The sequence below is a fragment of the Variovorax sp. PBL-E5 genome (assembly GCF_901827185.1).
Lineage (GTDB): Bacteria > Pseudomonadota > Gammaproteobacteria > Burkholderiales > Burkholderiaceae_C > Variovorax.
The window spans coordinates 567,014-580,313 of sequence record NZ_LR594671.1 but is presented as its reverse complement, the minus strand read 5'-3'; the positions used below and the strand labels follow the sequence as shown (position 1 = coordinate 580,313).

Here is a 13,300-nt window from a genome sequence, read left to right as displayed (position 1 = left end):
CTTGCCTCAAAGCGCTCTTTGGCAGCGAGTTCGCCAACGAGCTTTAGACGCTGTACCGCCCGGGGCGAACGTTGATTTCAAGAGCCCACTGACGCTGGCTGCGTGGCAAGCGCGCGGCACTTATACAGTCGCGTCAACGACAGCAACCAAGTTCACGATCGCCGCCTCTCCGACGGATTTTGGTGGGGCATTGATCTCTGATGCTGCGTACCACTTGGATCATGCGCTTGAGCATCAGGTTTCGCTGATGAAGACTTTGGCGAGCCCAGCATGGAACAGCCCAGCGTGGCAAGCAGTTACGTTCTACTACTGGGCATACTTTGCAGCGATGGCCTTTTCCAGAATGCTTGGACATGCTCTCTGGTTCGTCACTTCCGACGTCGCCAAGCAATTCACCAAGCTTGCGCCGGCGGGCGCAGCCTCAATGGGCAAAGGAACCTATGAGGTCATCTGTGGCCCCGCGATGAGCGCTGGAACACGCAGTATTCTTCTCGTGAAGCGTCAGCGTCGCATTCACGAACAACTTTGGACCACTGTCTTCGGACTGTTCAGTGAAATCTACGCGGAGGTCGGAGCAGGCGTAGCCTCTCCCCAAGAGGAGAGGCTTTTTATGGCGATCATCGCGTCTGCGGCAGTTCTTGGAGACGACTGGCCAAGCGCGCTGCGCAATGTCGTCAACTACAGGCCTGGATTTGCATATGCCGCGCCGCGCTTCAAGAGTAGCCTGGATACGTTCACCTACCTTTCCACGGGAGCGCAAACCGTCGATGGGCTAGTTGATCGATTGGAAAACAACACGATTTTGATGCGGCTCGATCCGAGTATTGAGCGGCAGCCGAAGCTCGCGGCGAGGATGCTCATAGATCTGACGATTCTCTTGAGTCGTATTGCGCATTCGCTGCATGACGAGATCGTCGACCGAAGTGGTCTAGATCGGCGCTGGCTTGTTAGCAAGAACCGGTTCGCACAACAACGTGGACTGATCACTGCCGGCGCGCCATGGCCGTGTTGACATAACATGTCATCACGGCTTGTAGAAAGTAGATCAGTGGACTGGGGAAGGTCTGCAAAACACGTGCAGCATGAGCAATTGAAGCCAATGACCGAGCATGAAGCAAAGTCGCATTGAGGAACACGCAGATCTGGAGTCTGCATGTCGCAGAACATGGCGCTCGCGATGCCCGCGCTGTGCGATTGGCGCGTTTCGAACGCACTCATCCCCGCGCTCCCATCAACTTCCTTCGCGCCATCCAAAGATTCGACAGCGCGAACAGCGTGACGAGTTGCGCTGTATTCTTGGCGAGTCCGCGGTAGCGCAACTTCTTGAATCCGAACTGCCGCTTAATCACTCGGAAGAGCTGGTGCTCTCGACCACAGGTACCGGTCGAGATCGGATGCAGTCGTCCCGCTGCCAAACGTCCAGATTGGCGGCGTGCTATCGGCTCAGTTGGATGGCGGTCACAAGCGTCATGGGCACCTGCCAAAGGCCGCAGGGATCTGGGCTCAGGAAAGGTGCGCCCTTAGTCAGCCAGGAGCCACGGTATCCTGCGGTCTGATCGATTTCATCAGTCGGAAATACACTGACGACTCACGCAGCCTGCTGATAGAGGCTCTGAGGGGCCGCGAGCGCTGGCGCCAGCACCACTAGTTCATTGGCTCGACGCTTGACCTGAGCATAGTAAATGAGTCCCTTGCGATACATCGGCATTCCCTTATATAGCCGCTCAATGTCTTCGACGTCGTCGTAAGTCAACATCCAAGGGCACTTCAATTTCCGAATCATGACCGACAGATCCCTGTGGTCAGACCCAGTGTAGAAGTTAGTGTAGAGACCCCGACCTTTGGCAAAGTAAGGCGGATCAATGTTCATCAAGCCGCGCTTGGGCATCTCGTTCGCCCATTTTGGGATGCAGAGCATGGCATCAAGGCGAGTCAGCGTAACCACATCGCGGTATGAGGCAATGCGTCGAATTCTCTCGATCAAAGCCGCACGATTGAATCGGCAGTCGAGCTTGTAATTGCCGGTTTGATCCTTGCCTCCGATCACACCGCCGCTGATGATGCCAGAGCGATTGGTGCGGTTGAGGAACAGCGCGGCGAACCCCAACTTGAGCGGGCCGACACGTCCTCTGCCCATGATCCCACGCTGACGATGCCACTCCTCCATGTTCACAGGCGTTGTCTCAATCAACTCGCATAGGTCGTCCGTCTGATTGAGTACAGAGTGCCAAAATCCGTAGATTGCGGGGTCAATGTCGTTGAGCCAGACCTCAGAAACATGGCCTGCGAGAAGGAGGCGCCAAGCCAGACCAGCCCCACCTGCAAAGGGCTCGGCATAGACGCCGCCAAGTAGTCGGTTTGCTCTGAGCAGGTCGATGACGAATGGTGCAAGCTGCGTTTTGCCGCCAGGGTAACGCAATGGTGTTTCTGTCGTAGGCATGAGCTGAGGTTATCGAAATCGCATCACTTTGGCCAGCCCTACCTACAGCCGATCTAGCATATGACGCACCGTCGGCGCCCAGTTGTCCCACACGGCGATCAACCCCTTTCGTGTAGGCAAGTGCGCGGCGTGCACCGCGGCGCCGAGCGTCTGGAGACTCAAGGGCGAGTCGTCGGTCGAAAAAGCGATGCGCAGGTTCTTTAACTCATGCGAACTGACGCCAGAGGCTTCCAACGCGCTGTTGCATGCACGAGTAAGCGCTCTGTCATCCAGGTTCTGCTTCCAGACACCGGCCTTCTTCGCGTAAAGGACCATGACGCGCTCAAGGACGGCGCGAAGCAAGTAGTTCGCCGCGAAGGGAAACCCATCGTCAGGTCTGATGCCCTTGAGTTCGGCGGTCAGCCGTTGGAGTGCGGGATCCCTGTGTTTGACCACGAAGTCCGATGGCATGACGTTTGGGCGCTTGTCCGGGTGCCGCGGACCACGCGCTCTTGGCGTTACGGTCTTGGTGGGCGCCGGCGGGACAACAGGGCCTGGCAGAGCGGTTGTGGGTGAGAAGCCCTCCGTGTGTAATTGGCGTCCGTAGGCTTTCCAATCGGCTGCTTTCGTCCGCGAGTTGACCGGCGCCTCGGTACCGCCCTTGCGTGGGATGGCATCGGTGACGAACTTCTTGAGGGCGACGTCGACCTCCGCCGGTTCGTGCGTGAACGTTAGGTTGCCACGTTCTCCGATGCCGAGCGCGGTCCGCACCACAGGATTTCCGAGATACCGCGTCAGCGTCGTGATGCCAATCTTCTTCCTTGTTTCAGCGTCGATCCATCCAGCCGCTTCGGCTCGTTCCAACACTGCCAGGGCGAGAGTATCCGGCGAGGCGCCGCGGGAAAAGCGAGTCTTCTGAACAGCATTCCAAGACTTCATTCCCGCGCCATCTTGCGGCCCCAAGTGCCGCAGTTCCATCCAGGGCCTCGCAGCCTCCTTGTCTGGAAACACGACAACCGAGAACTTCTGCGGTAGGCTGGCTCTCTGAACCAACGATTGAAAGTACTTTTGAGCCGTGATGGAAGGCGCCTTCTTTGGGTCGTTCAAGACCTTGAGGGCGCAAGTGCGTCGATTGCCCTCGGCAACAATGAAGTGCCCGGGGTTGTCCGCCATCTCGACTACACCAATCGCATCAAGTGGGCTGATCCCGCCGTTCTCTACGATGCTCTTCGCTAGCGCCTGTACCTTCTCCGTCCGCATTAAGTGGCCGATGATCTTGTCTTCGTCCTCGATCGGATCGTGGCGAGGGTTCTCGGGGTCGAGATGAAGTCTCGCCAAAGAGATCCCATCGCGTCGCTCATATTGGCGTGCAGCAGTTACCATATTGTTTTCCCCTTTTTTTGGTCCGATTGCAGCCCCAATTGCATTAGCTTCGGCTTGAGGTGACTTTGCGCATCTGCAACTCGATTGTAGTCGGCGATGCTCGCGATGCATCCGCAGCCTCAGGTCGATAACTTCGAGTTCATTTTTCTGAATTGTGCAATCGAGCAGCAAAGGCGAAAACGCGGCATAGCTGTTCCCCTAGGAAAAGGGATTTCGGGTCCGGGCTTCGAATTCCGTTTCCGTGGGTAGTTCGCGCAGTGCATGACGTCCTACTCACCTGATGCCAGTCCAGCATTCGTCGCTTGAAACGGATGTCGACCCATTTGCCACCGCCGCCAAGTCTAGTAGAACGATACGCGGCCGTACTGCATCAGATCGCCTGCCAACCAGTCGACCACGGCGCGCAGTTCGTCATCGCTGGCAATTGAAACCCGTATTCGATCCAAGAGATCAAGAGCGACCGCAGGGGATTGCCATTGGGCCGAGTCGGTTGCGAATAGGATCGCGCTGTGCCGAACGCGCTCACTCTGACTCTGATCGATTGCAATCGATTCCATCACTGCCGGCACATCTGCCATGGTGTCCACCAGCGCGTGTACCGCCTGCCCGATGGTTCCCCGGTCAATGCCCGAATCGTCGATCACCGAGAGCATGGTGAGCGCGTCCCTGCGGTCAAACAACTGGTGCATTAGTCGAAGTGCCTCCTGACGGACCTCTGCGTCGATGATGTTCTGTTGGCTCCAGAAGATGTCTCCATGCGCGGGGATATGGCAGAGACATGCAACGAGAGGGCGCAGGACTCTGTGCCCCTGGCAGTTGGAGAGACACGAGATCAGGTAATACCAGGTAGCTACCTGCTGCCTATGGAACGCAAACAGTGCCCGTAGTCCGTCAAAGCAGCGTTCATTGTCCGCTCGATCGGCAAAGGCCGTCAAAGCCCTCCCGAAGTTCTGCTCGCGACTGTATGGGTCGAGGTAGGTCAGGCAGTGCTGCCGAAACTCAGCAAACGAAGACGCTGAAAAGCCTTGGTCAGCGTAAATGCTGAAGGGTCCTTCCTTAACCGCCGCAGGGTTGCGTCGAAGATGGTCGGTGATGTCAACCCAGGCCGCCCTGCTCGCTTCGGGGTCGACAATGATTGCAAGCACGGGCAGCGTGTGAGAGGCCCAGTACTCGAAGTGGTCGCTATCGGACTGGAACCCGTAGCGTCCACCGGCAGCGCGGTATGAAGAACCCGACTTTATTTGCAGCGCTACGCAGCAACCCGTAGCACTTTCCTCGGCCACAAACTCGACGTACGCATCGTTTCCAAGGTCGTTTTGTAGATCGATCTCTTGGAAGGTGCAGTTATGGCGCTCGACCAGCGTACGCACGAAGTTGATCCCGTCTCGGCTGGTCGCCTGGGAACGCTTTCTCTTGGTAGTCATATCCCACCATGCATCAGCATGTCCCTCAGGTCCAACGCCCGGAAGCTCGCCTCTTTCTGGAAGTGCATTAACTTCTCCAACTGGACTTGGACTTGCCCCGTTTCCACGGACGGTTGTTGGCTTGATTCTCAAGCGTGAATCGGACGCGCCGGCCATAAGTTGGCGTTGCGCGGCGGAAAGTACGGCTCATGTGTTCAGCAGGCCCAGTTCTCGCGCCGAACCACGCCAGCGAAGTTCGGCGTTCATCGGTTCGACAAAGGTTGCGATCCCACGTCTTGACGGTTGCCGAGAGGAACCAAGGCCAATAAGAATGGGTATCGCTCGTTGTAGCAAATTTCGACGCGATCGCCCATCTTGAGTTTTCGAGATCCATAGATGAGCTTCGAGTATCTCGAACTCTCGGACGCACCGAGCGGAGTAAAGCTGAATACGATGCACTGGCTCTTGCCGCCCCCACCCGTTGAGTACTCGAGAATTTCTGCGGACGTTCGTTTTCCGGTTGCCATCAACTTGGCAATCTCCTTTCGCCTCGCTGCCCTTTCGACAAGGAGAGGGATGCCCATCAGCATGAACAGGGCCAGGATCATCAGCATCAGGCCGATGGCTCCGCTATGTTGACTCATAGGTTCAAAACGTGCAGATGAATAATATCGGTCGCGCAGCCAGGACGACTTCGGCCAAGCGGATTTTCAATCGATGCATGGGGCGATGTGCTTCTTGCCGGCGACGCCTCATTCGCCATCCTGATCATCAAGCAGTGATCTCGATCCGATTGCCATCCGGATCGAGCACCACGCTCTCGTAGTACCCATCTCCAGTCTTGCGAGGCCCATCCAGCACCGGATACCCATCGTCCTTCAACCGTCGAGTGAGCTCATCAACCCGCCCCTGCGACCCCAGCGACACCGCGAAATGCGCGAGCCCCATCCGCTGCGCTCCCGGCTCGATGACCAGCGGATGCAGCGTCGTCGTCTTCATCACTTCGATCCGCGCGCCCTCCTTGAAACTCAGAAAGCACGACTCGAATCCCTTGGCCGCATTGACATACCCGCTGCCGGGCCGGGCGTCGAAATAGCGAATGTAGAACTGCTTGCAGCGTTCGAGGTCGTCGGTCCAAAGGGCAATATGTTCGATGCGCATTCGGGTCTCGATCACACCGGGTTGGGATTGCGCTCGAGAAAGCCCTGTTGATGCCAGTAGGGATAGGCCCGCGTCGTCGTGCTTGCCGCGTCGAGCTCGGCCACCTGCGCCTGCGTGAGGTTCCAGCCCACCGCGCCGAGGTTCTGGCGCAGCTGTTGCTCGTCGCGCGCACCGATCACGACGCTGGACACGGTCGGGCGCTGCAGCAGCCAGTTCAGCGCGACCTGCGGCACGGTCTTGCCGGTCTCGCCGGCGATCTTGTCGAGCGCGTCGACCACGCGGTAGAGCAGCTCGTCGGGCACCGGCGGCCCCATGTCGGCCGTCACGTGCAGGCGGCTGTTGGCGGGCAGCGGTTGGCCGCGCCGGATCTTGCCGGTGAGCCGGCCCCAGCCGAGCGGACTCCACACCACCGCGCCCACGCCCTGGTCCTGCCCCAGCGGCATCAACTCCCATTCGTAGTCGCGGCCCACGAGCGAGTAGTAGGCCTGGTGCGCGACGTAGCGCGGATAGCCGTAGCGCTCGGCGACCGCCAGCGACTTCATCAGGTGCCAGCCCGAGAAGTTGGAGGCGCCGACGTAGCGCAGCTTGCCGGCGCGCACGAGATCATCGAGTGTGGAGAGCGTCTCTTCCACCGGGGTGGCGGCATCGAAGCCGTGGAGTTGGAACAGGTCGATGTAGTCGGTGCCGAGGCGCCGCAGCGCCGCGTCGACCGTGCTCACCAAGTGGTGGCGCGAAGCGCCGATGTCGTTGGCGCCCTCGCCGCTGCGGAAGGTGGCCTTGGTGGAGATCAGCAGCTTGTCGCGGGGCCGGCCCTTGATCGCCTCGCCGAGCACCGACTCGGCCGCGCCGCCGGAGTAGATGTCGGCGCTGTCGAACATGTTGACGCCCGCCTCGAGGCAGATGTCGATCAGCTTGCGGGCCTCGGCCACATCGGTGTTGCCCCAGGCCTGGAAGAACTCGCCCTTGCCGCCGAAGGTGCCGGTGCCGAAGCTCAGTGCCGGGACGCGAAAGCCTGATTTGCCGAGAAAGCGGTATTCCATGGGGTACTCCGTGTGGGGAATCGACCGAATGGGTCTGGCGCCGAAGCCGCGTTCGCCGTGCTCTGGCGGCTCCTCCCCGATTCGACGGGTTTGGTCACTTTTCGGCACTGGGGAAGCGGCGATCGGCCCGATTCTAGGCAGACCGAACGCGTGCTGTCGCCGGTGACCAATCACCGCGTCTTCCAAGGTTTCTCGACCAGGCGCTGCATGAATTCGGGTTAACCCTGACAATTGCCCCTCTGTTAGGGAAACTCCGATGCTCGTCTTGCTTTTCGTTTTGGGTGCCGCCGGCGGCCTGGTGGCGCATGGTCTTTACATCTCGGATTCGACCAGTTTCTAGGCGCTTCGCTGGTCGCGACAATGGCCAGCGCCACCCATGCCAAACGCCGGGCGATCACTCGGCCGTGATGTTCGCGACCTTGATGATCTGCGCCCACTTGCGCGTTTCGCTGGAGATGAAGGCGCTGAATTCGGCTGCGGTGCCACCCCGCAGTTGCAGTCCCGCGGCCTCCGCCTTGCGGCGGACCTCCGCGTCGGCCACTGCGGCATTGATCTCCGTATTCAGCCGCTCGACGATATTGGCCGGCGTTCCGGCGGGCGCGAGCATGCCGTACCAGCCGTAGCCCACGACCGATTGGAGCCCCTGCTCGCGGAAGGTCGGCGCGTCGGGGTAGAGCGGCGTGCGCTCTTCATTGGCGACGGCCAGCACCCGCAGCTTGCCGGCCTGTATGTGGGGGACCGCGGTCGAGATGGCCGTCAAGGTGGCGTCGATTCGCCCGGCAAGCAACTCGGTGTAGGCCGGCGCATCGCCGCGGTACTGCACGACGATGCCTTTCGCACCGGAGGCACGCAACAGGAGTTCGGCCGTCAGGTGCGGCGCGGAGCCTGCCCCGGGCGAGCCGAAGGTCAAGCCCTTGGGGTTCGTCTTGCCGTACTGGACGAACTCCGCGAGCGTCTTGTAGGGTGCTTGTGCATTGACGATGAGGAACAAGGGCGCGATCGCCGTGCTGCCGATCGACGTGAAGCTCTTGTGCACGTCGTAGGGCAGGTCCTTGTACAAGGCCTCGCCGATCGCGATCGGCGCTGCGGCATGGAGCAGCGTATAGCCGTCGGGCGGCGCCTTGGCCACGAAGTCATTGGCAATGCGCGTACCGGCGCCCGCCTTGTTCTCGACCACGACGCCCTGGCCCAGCTTGCGCCCGAGGAACTCGCTGAGGACACGCGTCAGGATGTCGTTCGAGCCGCCGGCGTTGTAGGGCGACACCATGCGGATGGACCGTGCCGGCCATGTCTGCGCGTGACTCGATGCGCTCCAGGGCAGCGCGAGGCCGGCTGCGGCGGCCGTGAGAAGGTGTCGGCGGTTCAGGTTCAGTGTCATGCTGGCTTGTCTCCGTTGTGTTGGGGTCTCAGATCGGCTGGATCGGCGGATAGTCGAATCGCAGTTCCAGGTGGTCGGCATGCGGTTGATAGAGCCGCAGGACGACGTAGAACAACTCGCCCCCCGGCGCCGGAAGCCAGTTGAGGCCAGGGCCCGGGTCCTCGGCCTGAAGGCGGATGGCGAGGCTGCCATCGGCATCGTGGCGCAAGCCGGGCGTGCGATCGCCGATCGAGTAGCGGTGGATGGGGTTGGCGACGAAAAGGCAGTCGCTGCGGCGGTACATGGTGAGCGACCAGAAGGCGCCGACCTTGAGGCCCCTGCCCGGCGCGAACCGCAACTCATAGCGCTTCGATCCATCCAGCGGCGCGCCGTGCGCGTCGACCTCCGCCGTGGGATACATCGCCTCCTCGACGCCCAGCGCGCCGATGAAGTTGCGAGCGATGCGGGCGCGCGTCAGGTGGTCGTCGCCCCAGTGGGTCTTCACCAGGACCGGGATCGCCCAGCCTCCGCCCAGCTCGTGCGGCTGATGGCCCGTTCGCAGCCGCTCGTAGACGGCAGGCAGCGAGGCCGCGAGATCAACGGCCGCGCCAGGCCAGGCCAGGCGTTCGCCCGGCAACGGCGGATTGCGCCGCAGCGCGGCGCTCACGGTGGACAGATAAATGTCCGCAGACGGGATGCCGGTGTCGCGGCCATCGATCCAGGTGTCCACGCGCAGGGCTGCGTCGGTGCCGCCGAGGCGAACGAGCCGCATCGCGGACTGCGACTTGCGCACGCGCGCAGCATCCTCGCCGTCGTCCTCGACGAGGTGGCGGCCGATCAGCCACACGTCGTCGCCCGGCGCGGCCACCGTCCCCGTGATGTCCGGCGGGACCGCACCGTGCCAGCCGGGTCCATGCACCAGGGTGCGCTGGGGCCGGTTGCCGGTCGTCCGGCGCCCCACGTAGGCGAAGGGATTGGTCCAGGCATCCAACAGCCCGAGGGTCCAATAGCGCTCGCCCATGTCGGGCGTGTCGATGATGACCGGTCCTTCGGAGAGGTCCAGCCAGGCATTGCTGTAGACCGTGTCGTTGTTCGGGCTGACGACCTCCTTGTCCTCTGGCCCGAGTCGACGGTGGGTATGGGTAAAGAGGTTGACCCATCGCAGCGTGGATTGCGGATTCGGCGCTGCGAAGCCGAGAACGGGGTGGCGGCGCGGGGTGGTCGCCGCGCGCATGCGCATCATCTCGAACAGCGGCAGCGTCTGGATCACCACGGCCTCGCATCCGTGCGCGACGGGATTCGTCTTCGAATTCATGGGCATCTTCTCCGGGGTCACGCGACGGCGCCGGCACGGCGAAGTTCGTCGATCTCGTGCGCCGCGAGTCCGAGTTCGGCCAGCAGCCGATCCGTGTCCGCGCCGCACGCAGGCGCAGCCGGCGGCCTGGCACGGGGCGCATCACCCAGCCGATAGGGCAATGCCAGGGACGGATAGGCGCGGCCATCGGTGTCCATGGCATCGACCAATATTCCGCTGGCCTGGACATCGGCACTTTGCAGCACCTGCCGGTAGCTGCGAACAAAGCCGACCACGATCTGGTTGCGGCTCAGCAGCGCCACGCATTCCTCGCTGGTGAAGGCCGAGAGACATTCACGCAACACCGCGCGAAGTTCGGCGCGGTGCTGCACCCGCAGGGCGTTGGTGCAAAAGCGCGGGTCGGTCGCGAGCGGCTCGCGCCCCATCACGCGACAGAAGCGCACCCAGTGCTCGTCCGCGTAGGCCGACAGAACGATGTGCCCGTCGCGCGTGGGCACCACCTCCGCGGCGGGCGCATTGTTGGGCTGGCCGTCGCCGATGCGCGTGGGCTCGGGGGCGCCGCCCAGGTAGTCGCACCACGTGGTGGCCTGAAGATGCATGGCCACCTCGAGCAGCGAGGTACGCAGCGTCTCGCCGGTCCCCGTCCGCTCGCGGCCGTAGAGCGCGGCCAGCACCGCCTGCGCGCCGAGGTGCGCAGCGGCCGCGTCGATGATCGGCACGCCCACCTTCTGCGGCAGGCGGTCCGGCTCGCCGGTGACCGACATCAAGCCGCTCTCGGCCTGAGCGGCGATGTCGTAGCCGGGACGTTCGCTCGACGGTCCCAGGTCCCCGAAGCCCGAGATCGACAGGTAGATGACCCTGGGGAATCGCTCGCGCACGGCGGACGGCCCCAGTCCCAGTGCCTCCACCGCGCCGGGGCGCAGGTTCTGGATGACGATGTCGCTTTTCTCGATCAGGCGCCACGCGATCGCCCGGCCGGCCTCGCTCTTCAGGTCGAGCGCGATGGACTGCTTGCCGCGGCTGTAGGCGCGGATCATCGACTCGCCGTAGCGGCCGATGTGCCGGGCCTGGTCGCCTGCCGGCGGTTCGATCTTGATCACCTGCGCGCCCAGCTCGGCCAGGACCATGGCCGCGCCGGGGCCGGCGATGTATTGGCCCAGGTCGATCACGCGCACGTTCCTCAACGGGACGGCGGGCCCGGTTGCCTCTTCGGATTCGAATTTCATTGACGCGAAGTTAGCGCTTTCGCCGATGCTTGAAAATTCGAGAATCGTGAGGGGGCGATCACGATTGGCTATATCCTTCGGGCACTGAAATGGACACGAAGACAGACCGTCTCATCCGCAAGCTGCGCCTGCGGCATCTCGAGCTGCTCGTGACGCTTTCAGAGACGCCCACGATGCGCGGCGCAGCGGTGCGGCTGCACCTGAGCCAGCCCGCGATCAGCAAGATGCTCGGCGAAATCGAAGACTGTTTCGCAGCCCGGCTGTTCGAACGCAGCCATCAGGGGATCGTTGCGAACGCGCTGGGTGCGAGTGCCGTATTTCGCGCCCGCGCCGTGCTGAATGAACTGGCCCGCGCCACCGAGGACGTCGACGCCATGCAAAGCGGCGTGACGGCGGTTCTGCGCGTGGGTGCGCCCTCGGTCACCGCCGCCGTTCCGGCCGCCATCGTCAGGCTTCGCAAGCGGATGCCGGGAGTCGCCGTGCAGTTGCGCGAGGGCCGCGTCCACGAGCTCATTCATCGCCTGCTCGAAGGGGAGCTCGACTGCGTCTTCGGCGCCATCACGCCCGAGCTGATCGCCAGCGACATGATCCCCTTGCTCGAACCCGTCGTGCTGCTGAAGGACGCGTTGTGTGTGCTGGCTTCCGCTTCGAACCGGAGCGTCGCGGGACGCAGAAGATGGCAGTGGGCCGATCTGCAAGCCGCGGCGTGGGTGGTGCCGCCCAAGGAGACACTGGTCAGGCAGGCCTTCATCACGGCCTTCCTGAACAGCGGCGTGACGCCGCCCGAGCCGGTCATCGAGGCCATGTCCTCGGTGACGATCGGCACCGTGCTTCGCAAGGATCCCTCGCTGCTGTGCGCGGTGCGGCTGGAGCATGCGCTGGACGAAGTCGCCAGGGGCGGCGTGCTGAGGATCAAGGTCCTGCCGCAGGTCGTCCTGCCGTCGTTCGGCCTTTTCTTTCGACGAGACGGAATGGCAAGGCCCGCGATCCTCACGGAGTTCGCGGATGCAATCCGGTCCGTGAGCGGAGCCATCGCCTCGAAGAGATGACCGGCGACGCAACGCTTTTGGATTGCGGGCGGGTTCAACCCGCCAGCACCAGCCGCAGCACCTCGGCCCGCCGGCTCTCGCTCAGCGGCGCGATGTCGCCGCCGCTGAGCCGGACGCCGAGTTCGCCGTGCTCCGGCGGAATGATCGCCTGCATGCGCTGGCGATTGACCAGGGCGCGGCGGTGGGTGCGGATGAAGCCGTGCTCGCGCAGCCGGGTCTCCATCTCGGACAAGGTCTGGCGCAGCAGGCGCGTGTCGGCGCCGACATGCAGCGCCACGTAGTTGCCCTGGGCCTCGATCCAGTCGATTTCGTCGGTGCGAACCAGCACGTCGCCCTGGGTCGCGGTCCTGACCATGAAGGTCGGCGGCGGCGGCGACGCGGGCGCGGCCGGTGGTGGCGGCGCGTCCGCCGGCACCGGCCGCTGGCGTTCGCGCAGCAGGCCCAGCACGGTCGCGGCGGTCAGCATCAACGCGAAGGTCAGGACGTCCTTGCGATATTCGTAGAGCAGGCCGGGCAGCCAGGGACCGAAGCCGTAGGACCGGCCCATCGCCTGGTAAGCGAGGTGGCGCAGCGCCACCATGGTCAGCACATGGCCCACGCAGAACACGACGCTGGCCGGCACCACGAGCGGCAGCCGGCGCGCGAACCCGGGCCGCCGGAACTGCAGGCGACCGGCGAACCACAGCGTGGGGATCAACCAGATCAACAGGGCCAGGGCGCTGCTGAATTCCCAGATCCAGGGTTCGATGGGCTGGAAGGCAATGCCGCGGCGCGTGAGGTCGCTGGTCACCGAGGCGCTGTTGACGCTCGCCTGCACGGCCATCCAGCCGGCCGCCAGGACGAAGACCCAGGCCCAGCCCGGGCGCCGGCCGGTCACGGGAGGGGCGGGGTTCGTCCCGGATTCGGCGGGTTTGGTCACTTTCGGCACGGTGGAGGCGGCGATCGGC

Annotated in this window: 12 protein-coding genes and 1 pseudogene; 2 read left to right on the top strand and 11 right to left on the bottom strand. The window is 62.9% G+C overall.

Going from position 1 to position 13,300, the window contains the following annotated elements:
- Position 1: 1 nt before the first annotated feature.
- Positions 2–1,012 (top strand): hypothetical protein, encoded by a 1,011-nt coding sequence (locus WDLP6_RS02875; RefSeq protein ID WP_232076945.1) that lies wholly within the window; start codon positions 2–4, stop codon positions 1,010–1,012.
- A gap of 202 nt (positions 1,013–1,214) precedes the next feature.
- Here WDLP6_RS02875 and WDLP6_RS02870 read toward each other — a convergent pair.
- The 10 genes and pseudogenes from WDLP6_RS02870 to WDLP6_RS02825 form a co-directional block, all read right to left on the bottom strand.
- Positions 1,215–1,355 (bottom strand): annotated as a pseudogene (locus WDLP6_RS02870) (transposase); the annotation flags it as partial.
- 233 nt (positions 1,356–1,588) lie between these two features.
- On the bottom strand, positions 1,589–2,440 hold the full coding sequence (locus WDLP6_RS02865) for a DNA adenine methylase (RefSeq protein ID WP_162591124.1): 852 nt from the start codon (positions 2,438–2,440) through the stop codon (positions 1,589–1,591).
- Positions 2,441–2,482: 42 nt separating this feature from the next.
- Positions 2,483–3,802 carry a hypothetical protein gene (locus tag WDLP6_RS02860; RefSeq protein WP_162591123.1) on the bottom strand — a complete coding sequence of 440 codons (1,320 nt, stop codon included), beginning with the start codon at positions 3,800–3,802 and terminating at the stop codon, positions 2,483–2,485.
- Between the two features lie 341 nt (positions 3,803–4,143).
- Positions 4,144–5,226, bottom strand: coding sequence for a DUF4365 domain-containing protein (locus WDLP6_RS02855; RefSeq protein ID WP_162591122.1), 1,083 nt, complete (start codon positions 5,224–5,226; stop codon positions 4,144–4,146).
- Positions 5,227–5,468: 242 nt separating this feature from the next.
- Positions 5,469–5,819 carry a hypothetical protein gene (locus tag WDLP6_RS02850; RefSeq protein ID WP_162591121.1) on the bottom strand — a complete coding sequence of 117 codons (351 nt, stop codon included), beginning with the start codon at positions 5,817–5,819 and terminating at the stop codon, positions 5,469–5,471.
- Positions 5,820–5,976: 157 nt separating this feature from the next.
- Complete coding sequence (locus WDLP6_RS02845) at positions 5,977–6,366, bottom strand: VOC family protein (RefSeq protein ID WP_162591120.1); 390 nt, start codon at positions 6,364–6,366, stop codon at positions 5,977–5,979.
- 11 nt (positions 6,367–6,377) lie between these two features.
- On the bottom strand, positions 6,378–7,406 hold the full coding sequence (locus WDLP6_RS02840) for an aldo/keto reductase (RefSeq protein ID WP_162591119.1): 1,029 nt from the start codon (positions 7,404–7,406) through the stop codon (positions 6,378–6,380).
- Between the two features lie 394 nt (positions 7,407–7,800).
- Positions 7,801–8,784 carry a Bug family tripartite tricarboxylate transporter substrate binding protein gene (locus WDLP6_RS02835; RefSeq protein WP_162591118.1) on the bottom strand — a complete coding sequence of 328 codons (984 nt, stop codon included), beginning with the start codon at positions 8,782–8,784 and terminating at the stop codon, positions 7,801–7,803.
- Between the two features lie 28 nt (positions 8,785–8,812).
- Positions 8,813–10,078 carry a DUF1254 domain-containing protein gene (locus WDLP6_RS02830; protein WP_162591117.1) on the bottom strand — a complete coding sequence of 422 codons (1,266 nt, stop codon included), beginning with the start codon at positions 10,076–10,078 and terminating at the stop codon, positions 8,813–8,815.
- Positions 10,079–10,095: 17 nt separating this feature from the next.
- Positions 10,096–11,304 (bottom strand): CaiB/BaiF CoA transferase family protein, encoded by a 1,209-nt coding sequence (locus tag WDLP6_RS02825; RefSeq protein WP_162591116.1) that lies wholly within the window; start codon positions 11,302–11,304, stop codon positions 10,096–10,098.
- 89 nt (positions 11,305–11,393) lie between these two features.
- Between WDLP6_RS02825 and WDLP6_RS02820 the strand changes: the two genes are divergently transcribed.
- The gene (locus WDLP6_RS02820) at positions 11,394–12,353 is read left to right on the top strand and encodes a LysR family transcriptional regulator (RefSeq protein WP_162591115.1); all 960 of its coding nucleotides are present in this window, start codon (positions 11,394–11,396) and stop codon (positions 12,351–12,353) included.
- A gap of 34 nt (positions 12,354–12,387) precedes the next feature.
- On the opposite strand, the gene WDLP6_RS02815 is transcribed toward WDLP6_RS02820, so the two are convergent.
- The gene (locus WDLP6_RS02815) at positions 12,388–13,230 is read right to left on the bottom strand and encodes a LytTR family DNA-binding domain-containing protein (RefSeq protein WP_162591114.1); all 843 of its coding nucleotides are present in this window, start codon (positions 13,228–13,230) and stop codon (positions 12,388–12,390) included.
- Between the last annotated feature and the right edge of the window lie 70 nt (positions 13,231–13,300).

Coding starts and splice junctions, on each gene's coding strand:
- WDLP6_RS02865 (WP_162591124.1), bottom strand. CDS start 2,440: ATGCCTACGACAGAAACACCATTGCGTTACCCTGGCGGCAAAACGCAG.
- WDLP6_RS02860 (WP_162591123.1), bottom strand. CDS start 3,802: ATGGTAACTGCTGCACGCCAATATGAGCGACGCGATGGGATCTCTTTG.
- WDLP6_RS02855 (WP_162591122.1), bottom strand. CDS start 5,226: ATGACTACCAAGAGAAAGCGTTCCCAGGCGACCAGCCGAGACGGGATC.
- WDLP6_RS02850 (WP_162591121.1), bottom strand. CDS start 5,819: ATGCTGATGATCCTGGCCCTGTTCATGCTGATGGGCATCCCTCTCCTT.
- WDLP6_RS02845 (WP_162591120.1), bottom strand. CDS start 6,366: ATGCGCATCGAACATATTGCCCTTTGGACCGACGACCTCGAACGCTGC.
- WDLP6_RS02840 (WP_162591119.1), bottom strand. CDS start 7,406: ATGGAATACCGCTTTCTCGGCAAATCAGGCTTTCGCGTCCCGGCACTG.
- WDLP6_RS02835 (WP_162591118.1), bottom strand. CDS start 8,784: ATGACACTGAACCTGAACCGCCGACACCTTCTCACGGCCGCCGCAGCC.
- WDLP6_RS02830 (WP_162591117.1), bottom strand. CDS start 10,078: ATGAATTCGAAGACGAATCCCGTCGCGCACGGATGCGAGGCCGTGGTG.
- WDLP6_RS02825 (WP_162591116.1), bottom strand. CDS start 11,304: ATGAAATTCGAATCCGAAGAGGCAACCGGGCCCGCCGTCCCGTTGAGG.
- WDLP6_RS02820 (WP_162591115.1), top strand. CDS start 11,394: ATGGACACGAAGACAGACCGTCTCATCCGCAAGCTGCGCCTGCGGCAT.